Here is a 16,359-nt window from a genome sequence, read left to right on the forward strand (position 1 = left end):
CAGTACTCTTCGAACGCGGTGCTCCTGCCCCGTGGGTGACCACGGCAGCGCACGGCGACAGCCACGCCCTCTTTCGGATCGGAGACTCCATGCGTCCACGCCACCGCGCCCGGCTCGTGACCGCGGCCACCCTCACCCTCGTTCTCGCCACCGGCGGTTGCTCGACCGCCGGCGACGAACCCCCGGCCGGGGGCGGCGCCGCCCGGGCGACCGCCGGGGGAGCGACCGTCACCAGCTGCGGGCGCGAACTCGACTTCGAACAGCCCCCGAAGCGGGCCGTCGCCCTGGATCAGGCCTCGACGGAGACCCTGCTCGAACTCGGCCTCCAGGACCGGATGGCCGGGACGGCCAACCTGAAGACGAAGATCCCCGATCGGTACCGGGACGCGTACGCAGGGATCCCCGTCATCGCTCCCAAGATCGCCACCGGCGAGCAACTCCGCTCCGCCACACCGGATTTCGTCCTGGCCGGGTCCGCCGACCTCTACACCGGCGACCGTGCGGGAACCCGCGAGGAGTTGGGTGCCCTCGACGTGCCCACCTTCGTCAGTGCCGTGGACTGCCCGCAGTCGCACGAGGCGGGGAAGAGCCCCTTCGAACTGCTCTTCTCCGACTACGAGCAACTGGGCAGGGTCTTCGGTGTCGAGGAGCGGGCGGGAAAGCTGGTCGAGGGGCAGCGCGCCGCCGTCGCGAAGGCCGGCGAGAACGCCTCGGCCGCCGCCCGCGACGCGAAGTCGCCCTCCGTCGTCTACCTCTACTCGGTTTTCAACGGCATGCCGTACGTCGCCGGGAAGGCCGGCCTGCCCGGCGAGATGAGCCGGATCGTCGGAGCGAGGAACGTCTTCGACGACGTGAACGAGGACTGGCCGGAGGTCTCCTGGGAGGAAGTCGCCAAGCGCGCACCGGACTTCATCGTCATAGGCGACCTGTCCGAACGCGGGCGGCCCGGTGACAGCGCCGCCGAGAAGCGTGCCGCGATGGCCGCGGACCCCCTGGTGTCGAAGCTTCCGGCGGTACGCGACAACAAGATCATCGTGGTGCCGGGCATCGAACTGGACCCCTCCGTGCGCTCCGTGCACGCGCTGGGCCTGCTGGCCGAGGGCATGAAGGAGCTCGGGCATGTCCGCTGACCTCGCCGGCCGCCCGGGTCCGTCGGACCTGCTGCATCCGACGGCACGCGGGGTGCGGCTCACGGCACCCACCCCCGGGACGCCGCCGCCGGACGGGGGGACGAACACGTCCCGCCCTTCGGCACCGGTGGGCCGGACCTCCCCGGCCCGGGCGTGGCCGATACTCGCCGCCGTCCTCGTACTGGCCGCCTCCGCGGCGGCCGCCCTGCGCATCGGTACCGCCCCCGTGGGGTGGGGCGACCTCGCCCGCGTCCTGGGCACGCACCTCGGCCTGGGCAACGAGCCGCTGCCACCACTGACCGACTCGCTCGTCTGGGACCTGCGACTGCCGCGGATCCTGATGGCCGCGCTCGTCGGCGCCTCCCTCGCCGTCTGCGGCACCGTCCTCCAGGCCGTCACCCGCAACGCGCTCGCCGACCCGTACCTGATCGGCGTCTCCTCCGGCGCGTCGACCGGAGCCGTCGCCGTGGTCGTCCTGCCCCTGGCCGGCGCCGGAGCCCTGGGGGTCACCGGAGGCGCCCTCGCCGGGGCGCTCCTGTCCTTCGCCCTGCTCACGGCGCTGCTGCGTCGAACGGGGCTGGACTCGGTCCGCATCGTCTTGACGGGCGTGGTCGTCGGACAGCTCTTCACCGCTCTGACCTCGCTGATCCTGATGTCCTCGGCGGACGCCGACACGACGCGCGCCCTCACCCACTGGCTGCTGGGCTCGATGGCCCCCGCCCGCTGGGACGCCGTCGTGGTCTGCGCGATCGTCACACCGCTGGGGCTGGTCGCCGCGTGGCTGTGCGCCAACGCCCTCGACGCTCTCGCGTTCGGCGCGGACACCGCCGCGTCCCTGGGGATCGACGTACGACGCACCCGGATGCTGCTGCTCGTGGTGACGGCCGTGCTGACCTCGGTCGCGGTGGCCACCGTCGGCGCCATCGGTTTCGTGGGGCTGATCGTGCCCCACGGGGCGCGCCTCCTCGTCGGGCCGTCGCACCGGGTGCTGCTCCCCTGCGCGGCGCTCGCGGGCGCGGTGTTCCTGGTGTGGACCGACGCTCTGGCCCGGGTCGCCTTCGCGCCCCGGGAGGTGCCGGTGGGCGTGATCACCGCCCTGATCGGCGTACCGCTGTTCCTCGCCGTCCTGCGCAGGAGGGGTGACCTGTGAGGATCACCGCCGAGGGACTGAGCTGGTCGGCGGCGGGCACCCCCGTCGTACGCGGTGTCGATCTGGACGTGGCCGCCGGCGAGAGCGTCGCGCTGATCGGCCCCAACGGCTCCGGCAAGTCCTCCCTCCTGCGCTGCCTGGCCGGGCTGCGCGTGCCCGACGCCGGCACGGTCCGCTACGACGGCCTGCCCGTGAGGGACTGGAGCGCCCGCAGGATCGCGCGCCGGCTCGCCTTCGTCGAGCAGGACTGCGGACTCGACACCGACCTGCGCGTCGCCGACGTCGTGGGCCTGGGGCGGACCCCCTTCCGGGACCGCCGGCGCGGGCCGAGCGACACCGACCGGGCGATCGTCGCCGCCGCACTGGACCGCGTCGGGCTCGGCGCGCTCGCCGCACGCTCCTGGAAGTCCCTGTCCGGCGGCGAACGGCAGCGCGCCCACATCGCCCGCGCGCTCGCCCAGCAGCCGTACGCGCTGCTCCTCGACGAGCCCACCAACCACCTCGACGTGAAACACCGGTTGGAGCTGATGGAGCTGTTGTCCCGCACCGACCAGACCGTCCTGGTCGCCCTGCACGACCTCTCGTTGGCCGCCCGGTACTGCGACCGCCTGGTGCTCATGCGCTCCGGGCGGCTGGTCGCCTCCGGCAGCCCCACCGAGGTCCTCACCCCCGAGCACCTCGCCGAGACCTTCGAGGTCGACGCCGAACTGACCACCGACCGGCTGGGCCGTCCCACGCTCGTCCACCACGGCCCCCTCCCCGCCGCCGTACCCCGAACCGACCCCGCACCCCGACCCACCCCGTGACAAGGAACCCCATGACCACCCCGACGACCACCGCGCCCGCACCGACCGTCCACGCCCTCGTCGAGGCCGTGCTGAAGGGCGAACACGGCCCGCTGCCCTCCGACCTCGTGGCGACCAGCGTCTTCTGGATCCACCACGGCACCCGGCTGGCCGGCGGCGACACCACCTACCTCAACCAGTACGTCCTGGTGCGCCTCGGCGGCTCCTTCGGCGCCTGCGCCTTCGAGTCCGGTGAGATCGACCCGTCGGTCTGCCGCGACTCCTCGGGCACCGCGCTCGACGCCCTGCTGCGCGAGGGCCCACGCCCGCTGAGGATCGCCGCCCTCGACGCCTACCTCGCCGAGCGGCGCCCGCACCGCGAGGCGGCGGACGCGGGCGGCGCCGGCGCGGACACCCGACGGGGCGTGAGCGCCGAGCGGGTCGTCCTGCCCGCCGGCACCCCCGAAGTCCGTGCGCGGGCCCGCGACGCGGCCATCGCCGGGCTGCTCGACATCGAGGAGGGCGCCAAGGTCGGCCTCATCGGCGTGGTCGACCCGCTGGTCGCGGCGATCCGCGAACGCGGCGGCGACCCGCTGCCGTGCGACCTCAACCTCAAGGCCACCCGATGGGGCGATCCCGTCACCGCCGACATGCACGAGGTACTGGACCGCGCCGACGTCGTCGTCGCCACCGGAATGACCCTGGGCAACGGCTCGTTCGACACCATCCTGGACCGCTGCCGCACCCGGGGCGTGCCCCTCGTCGTGTACGCGCAGAGCGGCAGCGCCGTGGCCCGCGCCTTCCTGGGCTCCGGGGTCACCGCCCTGTCCGCCGAACCCTTCCCCTTCTCCCAGTTCAGCGCCGACCCCACCGCCCTGTACCGCTACCGCGCCGAGGCCGGGGCATGACCCCCGCGGCCCGCCGGAGCACGTCCGGCGCCGGGCGGCGTCCCGACGCCGGCCGTACCGGCACCGGGCACGCCCCCGGCCACCACGGCGAGATACTCCAAGGCGTCTTCCTCGACGACACCGGGCGACACCGCGCCGGCCTGGTCACCCTGCCGTTGCCCGGTCCGGGCAGCCGCGCCGAGTTCACCCGCCTCCCGGGCACGCCGCCGCACCGGCTCACCGTGCTGCCGGCCGACCGCACCAAAGCGGCCCGCGCGGCGGCCCTCGCCGTCGCCGAGTGCGCGCCGGGGCACCCGGAGCCCCCGTGCGGCGGCGAGTTGCGGATCACCGGCGACATCCCGGTCGGCCTCGGCATGGGCAGCTCCAGCAGCGATGTCGTCGCCGTGGTGCGGGCGGTCGCGGACTCCTACGGAACGCGCCTGACACCCGAGACGATCGCCCGGCTGGCCGTCCGGGCGGAGCTGGCCTGCGATCCGTTGATGCTCGACGGCCGCCCCGTGCTCTTCGCCCAGCGCCAGGGCCGGGTGCTGGAAGTACTCGGCCGCGCCCTGCCACCCGTGGTCGTCGTGGGCTGTTCCCTGGGCGCGGGCGCACCCGTGGACACGCTCTCCCTGCCGGCCCGCGCCCACGACGACGGCGACGTGCGCGCCTGTGAACGGCTGCGTGTCCTGCTGCGGCAGGCCGTGGCCACGGGCGATGTCGCCCTGCTGGGCGAGGTCGCGACCGCCAGCGCCCGGCGCGGGCAGGAGGTCCTGGGCCACCCGGAGTTCGACAGCCTCACCGACGTTGCCGCGCGCTTCGGGGCCGCGGGCGTTCAGATCGCGCACAGCGGCTCCGTCGCCGGTGTGCTCTTCGACCCGGCCGCCCCCGACCTTCGGCGCCGGATCAGAAGCTGCGTACGGGCCCTGGAACACCGCGCGATTCCCACCACCCGCGTCTTCTCCACCTTCACCACCATCCCCGCGACCGAGGAGTTCCGCAGTGGACCAGCACATCGCCGAGTCGATCGGCCGACCCGACCTGATACGCCTCGACGACCGGCTCGTCTGTCTCCGCTTTGAGACGATGAAGGTCGTCTCGGCGCTCGCCGCGGTGCGCCACCTGCTCGACACCGGCGCGGTGCGGCGCGGGGACACCCTGGTGGACAGCTCCAGCGGCATCTACGCCCACGCCCTGGCGCTGGCCTGCCACCGTCACGGGATGCGCTGCCACATCGTCGGTTCCACGACGGTCGACCACACGCTGAGCACCCAGCTCGCCGTGCTCGGGGCGACGCTGGAGCGGATGGAGCCCTGCGACGACCTCAAACTGGACCAGAAGCGCCGGGTCGAGCGCGTTCACGAGATCCTCGCCGAGCACCCCGAATACCACTGGATGCGGCAGTACCACGACGACATCCACTACCTGGGCTACCGCGCCGTGGCCGGCCTGATCCGGGAATCCACCGGCACGGACGAACTCACCGTCGTCGGAGGTGTCGGATCCGGTGCCTCCACCGGCGCTCTCGCCCGCTACCTGCGCGAGGACGCGCCCGGCGTCGAACTCGTCGGCGTCCAGCCCTTCGGCAGCGTCACCTTCGGCGCCGGTCACGTGAGCGACCCCGAGATCATCATCGCGGGGATCGGCAGCTCCATCCCCTTCGGGAACGTCGGCCACACGTCCTACGACACGCTCCACTGGGTCTCCTTCGACGCCGCCCTCGCCGGCAGCGTCGACCTGCTGCGCAGACACGCGGTGTTCGCCGGGCTGTCCTCCGGGGCGGCCTACCTCGCCGCCCGCTGGGAACGGGCGCGGTCCCCGCGGCGTACGGTCCTCTTCATCGCGGCCGACACCGGCCACCGCTACGTGGACACGGTGTACGCCCGCCATCGGGAAGCCGTCGCGATCGACTCCCTGGCCCCCCGGCCGGTCACGACGCAGGGCGACCTCGCCCTCCCCTGGTGCCGGATGGACTGGGAGCGGGCCCCGGCGGACCCGCGGGCGAGCGGCGTCCTCGGGCGGGGATGACCGGGACGCCCGGGGTGACCTGAACGGGTCCAGGGGGAGGGGGCGCCGCGCCGCCGGTGCTTTCGGGCGACAGCGGCGACGTCACTACCAGGACATTCCGGACGGACGGCATAGGGTGGCAGCCACTCGCCGGAGACGGAAGAACGGACGTTCATGGCCTACGAACGACGGGAATACGCGAACCCTCGCACCCTCCCGGCTCCCGCCGGCACCGCCACCCACGACGTCGGCCTGCTGGTCCTGCGGCTCACCGTCGGCCTCACCATGGCCGGTCACGGCACGCAGAAGCTCTTCGGTTGGTTCGGCGGTCCCGGTCTCACCGCCACCGGCAAGGGCTTCACGATGAGCGGCTATCCCGCCGGCGAGACCATGGCCGTCATCGCGGGCCTCTCCGAGACCCTGGGCGGCCTCGGCCTCGCCCTCGGGTTGCTCACCCCGCTCGCCGGAGCGGTCCTGATCGGCACGTTCGTCAACATCCTCGCCGTACGCGGCGTGAACAGCTTCTTCGCCCCCAGGGGCGTGGAGCTCGAACTGGCCCTGCTGGCCGCGGTCGTCGCCCTCACCCTCACCGGGCCCGGTCGCTTCTCGGTCGACCGCTTCCTTCCCGTGTTGAGCGAGTCCAGGCCCCGGTACTCCGTCCTCGCTCTCGTGCTGGGGGTCGTCGTGGGCTTCGTCGTCCTCCTCGTCCGGGACTGACACCCGACCGGGCCCGGGGCGCGCGGCGCCCGGCCGCGTCGCGTCACACCGGCGTGGGCCGGGCGCCCGGCAGGTCCCCGCGCTCCGATCCCATCGTGCCGACGCCGACGCCGACGCCGACGCCGACGCCGACGCCGAGGGAGCGGGAGCCCCGCCGGGCGCCGGAGCCGGTGCCGCGTGACGTCACGCCGGGGGGGCGAGGAGAGGATCGGCGTCGTTCCCACCCCGGCGGACACCGGCCCACCCCCCGGACAGAAGGGAACGGACGGGCAGGGGATGTCCTTCGAGGAGGCACTGCCGGCGGCGCTCGGTGACGAGAGCGGCAGACGCCTGTTGGACCGGGGCCGACCCGTGCCCGTGGCGGATCTCGTCCGCACGGACGTGACCCTGACCGCCGGTCAGGCGGCGCACGCGGTGCTGCTCGGCGGTTCGCTGACGGTCGACGAGCTGGGTCTCACGCCCCTCCAACACCTCCGCCGGCTCCTCGGGCGCCGTGCCGACGCTCCGGGCGGGGCCGGAAGCGGCGATGCCTCCGCCGACGTGGCCGCCGCCGCGCGGATCCTCGGCATCGCCATCGAGGTCACCACCCCGGGGCGACGGACCCGTCGGTACGGATCGGGTTCGGGTGACCTCGTGCGGCTGCTCTTCGACGGCTCGTGGTCCACCGCCACCGCCACCGTCCCGTGAACGGGTACACGGCCACGCGCCGTTCGACGGCAGGACCTGGCATCCGTATGGCGTCGCATGTCACAGAGCCGTCAAGGAGCCCTCGTGGACGTCTCGCGGCGGTCACGATGTGCTGATGCGCACTCAACACAGCATCACCCTCGTCGCCGTGGCCGCCGCCGGGGTCCTCGCCCTCACCGCCTGCGACCCGCAGTCCCCGAACCCCGCGGGCCAGGATCCGAAACCCGCCGGCTCGGCGCCCGCCGGCTCGGCAGCGCCGCAGTCGTCCGCCGTCCCCTCGGCCAAGAGCGGGAAGGCCACCCTGCCGAACATGATCGGCAAAGGGTTGCAGAGCGCCCAGGACGAAGCCCAGGCAGCGGGATTCCCCCTCTTGAAGTCCCACGACAGCCTCGGCCGCGACCGCAACCAGGTGCTCGACCGCGCCTGGAAGGTCTGTACGCAGACCCCTGCCGCGGGCAGTGGCGTCGACACCGCCACCACCGTCGACTTCGGCACCGTCAAGCTTGAGGAGACCTGCCCCGACGGCGAGGTCCCCGCACCGAAGCCCGCCGGCGACACCATGCCCGACTTCGTCGGTCAGGGCATGAAGGCCGTCCGCGGCGCGCTGCCCTCGAACGCGAGCATCACCGTCAAGGACGCCACCGCGCAGGGCCGTATGGTCCTTCAGGAATCGAACTGGAAGGTCTGCACACAGACCCCGAAGGCCGGGGCCGCGCTGTCCGGTACCCCCGTCGCCTTCACGGTGGTGAAGACCGGGGAGGCATGCCCCTGACGGTTCCCCGTACGGTCGCCATGCCATGCCATGCCACGCCATGCCCTGCGGCGCGGACGAGTGGACCCCCTCGGGGGGCCGGTCGGGAAGCCACCGGCACCGGTCGTCCGCGGCGCGGTGTCGAAACCGCGGCGGGGTCGATCTCCCGCCGGCGCGGCGCGTGGGCCGGTGGCCGTCCCATGGGGGCCTGTGGGGCCCTTCAGGTGGTGAGGTGGCTGTTCCCGTCGCCCCGGCCGTCGACGGTGTCGTCGTTGAACCAGTAGTCGCCTGCCGCCAGGTAGCGGAAGGAGTGGTCGGCCTTCGCGGGCAGGGCGACGGTGACGGCGCGGGTACCGTCGGGGCGCGGCCGCAGCTCGTGGGTGCCGGGAGTCCAGGCGTTGAAGTCGCCCACGACGCTGACCGGGCCGGGCGGGGTCTCGGCGGGCAGGACGAAGGTGACCTCGGTGCGGTCCTTGCGGCGCTTGCGTTCGAGCACGGCACAACTCCAGACGTGATCGGTATCGGGCCTTGATGAGCGACGCTCGGGACTCATGATGGCGCCGCCGGCCCCGGCCCGCAGGTCGGCGCTCCGGAGCGCCGGCGGTGACCTTCCGTCGCGAGCTGATGCGGCCCGTCACGACTCGTGGCAACGTGAGGACGGACCGGCCCCGTGTCCGCCCGCTGCCGCGGGCGTACGCCCCGCACGGACCGGCCCCGTCCGGCCGCCCCGCGCGGGGGAGCGGTCGGTGACATGCGCTTCGGGCCCGCGTCGGACGCCTGCCGCGGCGACGACGGCTCCGAGGGCGCACAGCACACCGGTCACGAGTGCGGCGGTGTGCACACCGTTCACCAACGCCTGGCCGGCGCCTCGATCACCGCGGACCTCGGCGGGGAGGGCGTGGGGGCGTCGACGGGTGAAATGCCCATCGCCACCGCGTCCTTGGTTTCGCCGAGACCCTGGGCCATCGGGGCGGTGACTCCGGCGGCGGCCGGCTCGCCGGTGAGTGCGGAGCCGACTCCACCGCTGATCAGGGAGATCGGTACGGTGGTGCCGAGCGCGCCGCCGGTCTGTGCCGACGCGCGCCGCGTCAGTGTGGCGGGGGCGCCGAGCGCCGACTCGATGGCGGCGCGGTCCGCCTCCGTGTGGGTGGTCGACGCCTGGTGGACGTACCCGCCCACCAGGCCGCCCACCCGTGTCGACACGACGCTCGGCCAAGGACGTCAGATGGAGGTGGGCGACACGCTTGCCGACAGGGTCCTGCCGGCGTTCCAGACCCTGGCCGGCCCACTGCGAAACCGGCGTGCTCACGTTGTTCGGCCTGACGAGCAGGGCCTCGGCGGCCTCGCGCACGGTGAGGCCGTCGCGTTCCCCGGCGAGGCGGAGCGGCGCCAACCGCCCTTCATGGCGGGGGCATCCCCTGACGCCGAGGCCGGTCCGTAGGGGTCGACTCGCCCGGCGGTGGCCGCCACGCAGAGGTCGGCCGGGTTCACCGCGCGACCCGGGCCGTCGGGCCGACGGGCCTTACGGGCTGTCGGGCTGTCTGGCTGTCTGGCTGTCGAAAAGGGCGGCCCATCCGGTTGCCCGCCTGTGGTGATAAGAAACAGGTAAATCCGGGGCGCATGGCTTGGGGGTGTGGGGGCATTCGACCGTTCGGAGGTTGATAATCATGGTTCCCCTGCTTCTTGTTCTTCTGCTCGCTTTGATTCTTTTCGGTGCCGGTTTCGCGGTGAAGATCCTTTGGTGGGTCGCCATCGCGGTGTTGGTGCTGTGGCTCGTCGGGTTCGTGGCCCGTCCGAAGGGTGGGAGTGGCCGCTGGTACCGCTGGTAGGCGGGTGTTCCGTCTGTGGTGAACGCGTGGTGGGGTCCGTCCTTCCGGGGGCGGGCCCCACCGTCGTGTTGGGGGGCGCTTTGTCGCTCGCGGGTGTGTGGGCTGCTCTTTCGGGTCAATCGAGAAAAGAGTGTTTCGGGTGTGTGGGTGCGGTGGTCGGGGGCAGGCGGCGTGGTGGCGGAAGGCGCCTTGCCGGTGGTGAATGTGCCGGGAGAAAGCCTCCGTTGATTTCGAGTGGTGAGGGAGTTCTTCGTATGACTGAGAATGTGTGGGGTTACCGCGAGACGTCCGGTCGTCTGGCCGGTGCGGATCTGACGGGCTACAAGGTCGAGGCGACGGACGGCTCCATCGGCAAGGTCGACAAGCATTCCGACGAGGTCGGGTCGGCGTACATCGTGGTGGACACCGGTCCGTGGATCTTCGGCAAGGAAGTGCTGCTGCCGGCCGGGACGGTCGTTCGGATCGACGCGGACGACGAGAGGATCCATGTCGACCGTACGAAGGAGCAGATCAAGAACGCTCCGGAGTTCGACAAGGACAAGCACCTCGGCAACGCGGACTACCACCGTCAGGTGGGCGGCTACTACGACGGGCCGCACCGCGTCTGACCGACGCGCGCACACCCCGGGGCGGGGGCGGCAGCCGGACGGCTGCCGCCCCCGCCCCGTCGTGCGTCGCATGGTCACGCGGGTACGACGTCACGCGGCACGATCACCGGCGCCGACCCGGCAGGACGCCCGTTGCCGTGTTTACCTTCCTGCATGGATATCTCCGCTGGACGTCCGTACCCCCTCGGCGCGACCCACGACGGCTCGGGGACGAACTTCGCCCTGTTCTCCGACTGCGCCGAAACGGTGGAACTGTGCCTGATCGACGACGACGGCGGCGAGCAGAGGATCACCCTGCCGGAGGTGGACGGCGGCGTGTGGCACGTCCGGGTCGCCGGAGTCGGCCCCGGGCAGCGGTACGGCTACCGCGTCCACGGCCCCTGGAGTCCGGACGAGGGACTGCGCTGCAACCCGGCGAAGCTGCTGCTCGACCCCTATGCCAAGGCCGTCGACGGCCAGATCGACGGGGACCCCTCCCTGAGCGGGCACCAAGCCGAGGACCCGAGCCTCCCGGACGACCGTGACAGCCTGGGCCACGTACCACTCGGCGTCGTGACCGGCGGAGAGTTCGACTGGGAGGGGGACCAGCCCCCCGGCCACGCGTTCCACGACTCGGTCATCTACGAGGCCCACGTCAAGGGGCTGACCCGGCGCAACCCCGACGTACCCGAGGAACTGCGCGGCACCTACGCCGCGGTGGCGCACCCGGCCGTCATCCGGCACCTGAGGGAACTCGGCGTCACGGCACTCGAACTGATGCCGGTGCACCAGTTCACCCAGGACGGCTTCCTCACCGACCAGGGACTCTCGAACTACTGGGGCTACAACACCATCGGTTACTTCGCCCCACACCACGCCTACGCCTCCGGTGGGAGCCTCGGCGGGCAGGTCACCGAGTTCAAGGCCATGGTCAAGGCATTGCACCGGGCGGGCATCGAAGTGATCCTCGACGTGGTCTACAACCACACCGCCGAGGGCAACGACCAGGGGCCCACCCTCTCCTTCCGGGGCATCGACAACCCCTCCTACTACCGTCTGGTCGACGACAGCCCCGCCCACTACTTCGACACCACCGGCACCGGCAACAGCCTCCTGATGAGGCACCCGGCCGTCCTCCAGCTGATCATGGACTCGCTGAGGTACTGGGTCACCGAGATGCACGTGGACGGATTCCGGTTCGACCTCGCCGCCACCCTGGCGCGCCAGTTCCACGACGTCGACAAGCTCTCCGCGTTCTTCGACATAGTCCATCAGGATCCGGTCATCAGCCGCGTCAAACTGATCGCCGAGCCCTGGGACATCGGGGAAGGCGGCTACCAGGTCGGAAACTTCCCCGCCCTGTGGAGCGAATGGAACGGCCGCTACCGGGACGCCGTCCGCTCCTTCTGGCGAGGGGACGAATCCGCCCTGCCGGAGTTCGGCGCCCGCATCGCCGGCTCCGCCGACCTCTACCAGTCCGATCAACGACGCCCCCGCGCGGGCATCAACTTCATCGCCGCGCACGACGGCTTCACCCTGCGGGACCTGGTGTCGTACAACGACCGCCACAACGAGGCCAACGGGGAGGACGGCCGCGACGGCGAGGCCGACAACCGCTCCTGGAACTGCGGCGTGGAGGGCCCCGTCGACGACACGGACGTCCTGCGCCTCCGGGCGCGTCAACAGCGCAACATGCTGGCCACCCTGTGCCTCTCCCTGGGCGTGCCCATGATCTCCCACGGCGACGAGCTGGGCCGTACGCAGCACGGCAACAACAACGTCTACTGCCAGGACAACGAACTGTCCTGGATCGACTGGGGGCTCGACGACGCCAACGCCGACCTGCTCGCCTTCACCCGGCGGGCCCTCGCCCTGCGTCGTGAGCAGCCCGTCCTGCGCAGGCGCCGCTTTCCGCAGGGAGCACCCACGAACGCGACCGCGCCGGCGGCCGACATCGTGTGGCTCCGGCCCGACGGCGACCGCATGACCCAGGAGGACTGGGACCGGCCCGACAACCTCGGCATCACCGTGTACCTCTGCGGGGACCTCCTCGCGGCGGACCACGCCGAGCACGCCACCCGCCCGGACTCGCTGCTGCTGCCGGACTCGCTGCTGCTGATGTACAACGGCGCCCCCGAGGACACCACCTTCCGTCTTCCGCCCGCCGCCTACGGCGAGGCCTGGACGGTCGCCCTCGACACCGCCCTGGACGGCGACGACACGCAGGACGAGACCGAGGTCAAGGCGACGGCCAGGACGGTCCTCACCGGCCGCAGCATGAGGGTCCTGCGGAGGCCGGCCAGAAGGCCGTGAGCCGCGCGCGGCCCCACCCCCGCACCACGAGCACGCCCCCGTGAGCTTCGTGCACGACCACGGGGGCATGCGCGGAACGTGATGCCGAAGGCGTCCCGTTGCGAGGGGAGTGGTCCGATGACACGCGAGACGACGATGCCACAGCCCGCCGACCAGGGCCTGGGGGCCTACCGGCGGGCTGCCGACTACGTGGCCGCGGCCCTGATCCACCTCCAGGACAACGTCCTGCTCCGAGAGCCGCTGCGCCCCGAGCACCTGAAGCCCCGGCTCCTCGGCCACTGGGGCACCTGCCCCGGCATCACCCTCGTCCACGGCGCACTGAACCGGCTGATCAAGCAGCGGGACGCCGACGTCCTGCTCGTGACGGGCCCCGGACACGGCGCACCCGCCGTCCACGCGAACCTGTGGCTGGAGGCGACGCACGCCGCCCACGACCCGGCGCTGAGCCGTGACGCCGAGGGACTGCGCGAACTCAGCCGCCGCTACTGCGCGCCCGACGGCTTCCCCAGCCACCTCTCCCCGGCCGTACCGGGCACCCTCCACGAGGGCGGGGAGCTGGGATACGCCCTGGCGACCGCCTTCGGCGCGGCCCTGGACGCCCCCGGCCGACTGGTCGCCTGCATCGTCGGCGACGGCGAGGCCGAGACCGGCCCGACCGCGGGCGCGTGGCACTCGTCCAAGTACCTCGACCCGGCCACCAGCGGCGCCGTGCTGCCGTTCCTTCACCTCAACGGGTACAAGATCTCCTCTCCCACCCTCTTCGCCACGATGTCCGACAGCGAACTGACCGACCTCTTCCGCGGATACGGCTGGGACCCCCGGATCGTCGACGTCACCTCCGATCCCGACGGCGGGGCCCTGGTGGTGGCGGTCGCCGACGCCCACACCACCATCACCGAGATCCAGGGCAGGGCCCGCTCCGGGGCGTCGCCCGAGCCCCGTCCCCGATGGCCGATGATCGTCCTGCGCAGCCTCAAGGGGCAGGGCGCTCCGGCCGAGGTGGAGGGCGTCCGCATCGAGGGGACGTTCCACGCCCACCAGGTGCCCCTCCCCGACGCGCACGACGATCCGGAACAACTGCGCGCCCTCGAAGCGTGGCTGCGCTCCTACCGGCCCGAGGAGCTCTTCGACGCGCGGGGCCGGCCCGTGCCCGAGGTGACCGCGTCCTGCCCCGACGGGGACCGGCGCATCGGCATGCAGGCCGCCGCGGACGGAGGCCGACTGCGCCGGCCCCTCGACCTGCCCGCGCTCGCCCCTTACGCCGTCGCCCTGAAGAGCGGCCCGGGCCGCACCCCGGCGAGCGCGAACAAGGTCCTCGCCGACTGGCTCACGGAGATCTTCCGCCGCACGTCCGAGCGCCGCGACTTCCGCGTCGTATCACCCGACGAACTCGCCTCGAACAAACTGGACGCGGTCCTGGAAGCCACCGGCCGCGCCTACGCCTGGCCGGTCGACGAGTACGCCGAACACCTGGCCCGCGACGGCCGCGTCATGGAGACCCTGTCCGAGCACAACTGCCAGGGCTGGCTCCAGGGCTACCTCCTCACCGGCGGACACGGCCTGTTCCCCACCTACGAGGCCTTTGCCTCCATCGTGGACAGCATGCTCAACCAGTACGCCAAATGGCTCAAGACCTCCCACGAGGTGCCCTGGCGTTCCCCGGTCAGCAGCCTCACCTACCTCCTGACCAGCGAGGGATGGCGCCAGGAACACAACGGCTACAGCCACCAGGGATTCGGGTTCATCAACAACCTGATCACCCAGAAGAGCGAGGTCACCGGCGTCTACCTGCCCCCCGACGCCAACACCCTCCTGGTCACCATGGAGCGCCTCCTCGACGAGACCGGAAAGGTCAACGTCGTGGTGTCGGGCAAGCACGAGGCCGCCCAATGGCTCGCACTGGACGAGGCCCGCGCGCACTGCGCCGCCGGAGCGTCCACATGGGACTGGGCCTCCCACGGCGGGGGAGACGAACCCGAACTGGTTCTCGCCTGCGCGGGAGGCATCCCCACCGTCGAGACCCTGGCCGCGCTCACCCTGCTGCGCGACGACCTGCCCGACGCCTCGATCCGGGTCGTCAACATCGTGGACCTGTGCGCCCTGGCCCCCGCCGATCGGCACCCCAACGGGATGACGGACGACCGTTTCCACGCCCTCTTCGGCGCGGACACCCCGGTCGTGCTCGACTTCCACGGTTACCCCTCGGCCGTGCACCAGCTCCTCCACGGCCGCCCGCACCCCGACCGCTTCCACGTCCGCGGCTACATGGAGGAGGGAACCACCACCACCCCCTACGACCTCCTCGTCGCCAACGGCACGTCCCGCCACGACCTGGCCATCACCGCCCTCCACCACCTGGAACGACGCCACCCGCAGGCACCGGCACTGGCCGCCCGCCACGCCGCCGCACGCGACCGGCTCCGGGCGGAACTGCGCCGCACCGGTGTGGATCCGGCGGAGATCACCGACTGGAAGTGGAGCGGGCCCGAAGACAGGTGTACGAACTGAGATCGGGGGCACGAGGGCGGAAGCAAGTCATCCGTCCAGGGGAGGAACGGTTCCATGTCCCACGCCGCCGCAGTTGTCAGCCCTTCTCTCGATGTGCGGGTCGCGCCGTGTGTCGCGCCGCCTGTGGGGTCGGTGGTGGAGGGGTCGGGTTCGTCGGTGTTGCCGCGGATCGATGACGCGCGTGCGGTGGCGCCTTCGGACGCGCGGGAGTTGTCGCGTCTGTTCCTGGTGCGGTTGCGGTCGTTGGAGGAGGGGACGCGTGAGTACCAGTACGCGCGGAACACGCTGATCGAGATGAACATCTCGTTGGTGAACTTCGCGGCGCGGCGTTTTCGGGGGCGTGCGACCGGTGGTGGTGGGATCGAGTTGGACGACATCGTCCAGGTCGGGACGATCGGTCTGATCAAGGCGATCGACCGGTTCGATCCGGAGCGTGAGGTGGAGTTCTCGACGTTGGCGCTTCCGTTCATCACGGGGGAGATCAAGCGGTTCTTCCGTGACACGACGTGGGCGGTGCATGTTCCGCGCCGGTTGCAGGAGCTGCGGACGGAGCTGGCCAAGAGCCAGGAGGCGCTGACGGAGGTGTTCGGTCGGGCGCCGACGGTCAAGGAGCTGGCCGAGCATCTGGAGTTGTCGCAGGAGCAGGTCGTCGAGGGCATGGTCGCGGCGAACGGTTACACGAGCGGGTCGATCGACGAGTCGACGTCCTCGGGGAGTCGGCCGTCCGCGCAGCCGCGTTCGCTGGCGGACACGGTCGGTGACGTGGATCCGGCGATGGAGTTGTTCGAGGACTTCCACACGCTGGCCCCGTTGCTGAAGGACCTGGCGCCCCGGGATCGGCAGATCCTGGCGATGCGGTTCGGGCAGGAGAAGACCCAGGCCGAGATCGGCGCCGAACTCGGCATCTCCCAGATGCAGGTCTCCCGCCTCCTGACCCGCACCCTCACCCGCCTGCGCACCGGAATGCTCGCCGGCTGACGCCGCACACTCGCCCGGCCCACCCACCCC

The 16,359-nt window shown here is 72.0% G+C and carries 17 protein-coding genes; 14 read left to right on the top strand and 3 right to left on the bottom strand.

The genetic code is table 11. The annotated features are described in order from the left end of the window. Positions 1-89 precede the first annotated feature (89 nt). From OHA84_RS31925 to OHA84_RS31955, 7 genes are all read left to right on the top strand, one after another. Complete coding sequence (locus tag OHA84_RS31925; RefSeq protein ID WP_266953409.1) at positions 90-1,130, top strand: ABC transporter substrate-binding protein; 1,041 nt, start codon at positions 90-92, stop codon at positions 1,128-1,130. Beyond that, complete coding sequence (locus tag OHA84_RS31930) at positions 1,120-2,280, top strand: iron ABC transporter permease (protein WP_266968441.1); 1,161 nt, start codon at positions 1,120-1,122, stop codon at positions 2,278-2,280. Before OHA84_RS31925 ends, OHA84_RS31930 begins: the two co-directional genes overlap by 11 nt. Further along, positions 2,277-3,086, top strand: a complete 810-nt coding sequence (locus tag OHA84_RS31935) for an ABC transporter ATP-binding protein (protein ID WP_266952605.1) — start codon at positions 2,277-2,279, stop codon at positions 3,084-3,086. The genes OHA84_RS31930 and OHA84_RS31935 overlap by 4 nt, the downstream gene beginning before the upstream one ends. A gap of 11 nt (positions 3,087-3,097) precedes the next feature. Further along, the gene (locus OHA84_RS31940) at positions 3,098-3,973 is read left to right on the top strand and encodes a Rossmann-like domain-containing protein (RefSeq protein ID WP_266952607.1); all 876 of its coding nucleotides are present in this window, start codon (positions 3,098-3,100) and stop codon (positions 3,971-3,973) included. Next, positions 3,970-5,034, top strand: coding sequence for a GHMP kinase (locus OHA84_RS31945; protein ID WP_266952609.1), 1,065 nt, complete (start codon positions 3,970-3,972; stop codon positions 5,032-5,034). The genes OHA84_RS31940 and OHA84_RS31945 overlap by 4 nt, the downstream gene beginning before the upstream one ends. After that, the gene (locus OHA84_RS31950) at positions 4,955-5,980 is read left to right on the top strand and encodes a pyridoxal-phosphate dependent enzyme (protein ID WP_266952611.1); all 1,026 of its coding nucleotides are present in this window, start codon (positions 4,955-4,957) and stop codon (positions 5,978-5,980) included. Before OHA84_RS31945 ends, OHA84_RS31950 begins: the two co-directional genes overlap by 80 nt. 153 nt (positions 5,981-6,133) lie before the next feature. Next, positions 6,134-6,676, top strand: a complete 543-nt coding sequence (locus tag OHA84_RS31955) for a DoxX family protein (protein WP_266968438.1) — start codon at positions 6,134-6,136, stop codon at positions 6,674-6,676. Between the two features lie 43 nt (positions 6,677-6,719). Here the strand turns inward: OHA84_RS31955 and OHA84_RS31960 are convergent, their stop codons facing one another. Further along, positions 6,720-6,863, bottom strand: a complete 144-nt coding sequence (locus tag OHA84_RS31960) for a hypothetical protein (protein ID WP_266968437.1) — start codon at positions 6,861-6,863, stop codon at positions 6,720-6,722. Between the two features lie 89 nt (positions 6,864-6,952). On the opposite strand from OHA84_RS31960, the gene OHA84_RS31965 reads away from it, so the two are divergent. Together OHA84_RS31965 and OHA84_RS31970 are read left to right on the top strand one after the other, a co-directional pair. Continuing rightward, positions 6,953-7,363 carry a hypothetical protein gene (locus OHA84_RS31965; RefSeq protein ID WP_266968436.1) on the top strand — a complete coding sequence of 137 codons (411 nt, stop codon included), beginning with the start codon at positions 6,953-6,955 and terminating at the stop codon, positions 7,361-7,363. 115 nt (positions 7,364-7,478) lie between these two features. Beyond that, positions 7,479-8,135 (top strand): hypothetical protein, encoded by a 657-nt coding sequence (locus OHA84_RS31970; protein ID WP_266968435.1) that lies wholly within the window; start codon positions 7,479-7,481, stop codon positions 8,133-8,135. Positions 8,136-8,334: 199 nt separating this feature from the next. Here the strand turns inward: OHA84_RS31970 and OHA84_RS31975 are convergent, their stop codons facing one another. Both OHA84_RS31975 and OHA84_RS31980 read right to left on the bottom strand, forming a co-directional pair. Next, entirely contained in the window at positions 8,335-8,610 is a 276-nt protein-coding gene (locus OHA84_RS31975; protein ID WP_266952621.1) for an isoamylase early set domain-containing protein, read from the bottom strand. A 350-nt stretch (positions 8,611-8,960) separates the two neighbouring features. After that, positions 8,961-9,317 carry a hypothetical protein gene (locus OHA84_RS31980; RefSeq protein ID WP_266968434.1) on the bottom strand — a complete coding sequence of 119 codons (357 nt, stop codon included), beginning with the start codon at positions 9,315-9,317 and terminating at the stop codon, positions 8,961-8,963. A 464-nt stretch (positions 9,318-9,781) separates the two neighbouring features. Here OHA84_RS31980 and OHA84_RS31985 point away from each other — a divergent pair, with 464 nt between their 5' ends. The 5 genes from OHA84_RS31985 (at position 9,782) to OHA84_RS32005 (ending at position 16,329) form a co-directional block, all read left to right on the top strand. Further along, positions 9,782-9,943: a hypothetical protein gene (locus tag OHA84_RS31985; protein WP_053676175.1), complete on the top strand. Its 162-nt coding sequence runs from the start codon at positions 9,782-9,784 to the stop codon at positions 9,941-9,943. A gap of 254 nt (positions 9,944-10,197) precedes the next feature. Further along, positions 10,198-10,551 (top strand): PRC-barrel domain-containing protein, encoded by a 354-nt coding sequence (locus OHA84_RS31990; protein WP_266952624.1) that lies wholly within the window; start codon positions 10,198-10,200, stop codon positions 10,549-10,551. Positions 10,552-10,704: 153 nt separating this feature from the next. Continuing rightward, the gene (glgX, locus tag OHA84_RS31995) at positions 10,705-12,843 is read left to right on the top strand and encodes a glycogen debranching protein GlgX (RefSeq protein WP_266968432.1); all 2,139 of its coding nucleotides are present in this window, start codon (positions 10,705-10,707) and stop codon (positions 12,841-12,843) included. A gap of 117 nt (positions 12,844-12,960) precedes the next feature. Then, the gene (locus tag OHA84_RS32000; protein ID WP_266968430.1) at positions 12,961-15,351 is read left to right on the top strand and encodes a phosphoketolase family protein; all 2,391 of its coding nucleotides are present in this window, start codon (positions 12,961-12,963) and stop codon (positions 15,349-15,351) included. Between the two features lie 54 nt (positions 15,352-15,405). Then, a complete protein-coding gene (locus OHA84_RS32005) occupies positions 15,406-16,329 on the top strand; it encodes a SigB/SigF/SigG family RNA polymerase sigma factor (protein WP_266968428.1) in 924 nt (307 codons plus the stop codon). Positions 16,330-16,359 lie beyond the last annotated feature (30 nt).

This window comes from Streptomyces sp. NBC_00513 (assembly GCF_041431415.1).
Classification (GTDB): domain Bacteria; phylum Actinomycetota; class Actinomycetes; order Streptomycetales; family Streptomycetaceae; genus Streptomyces.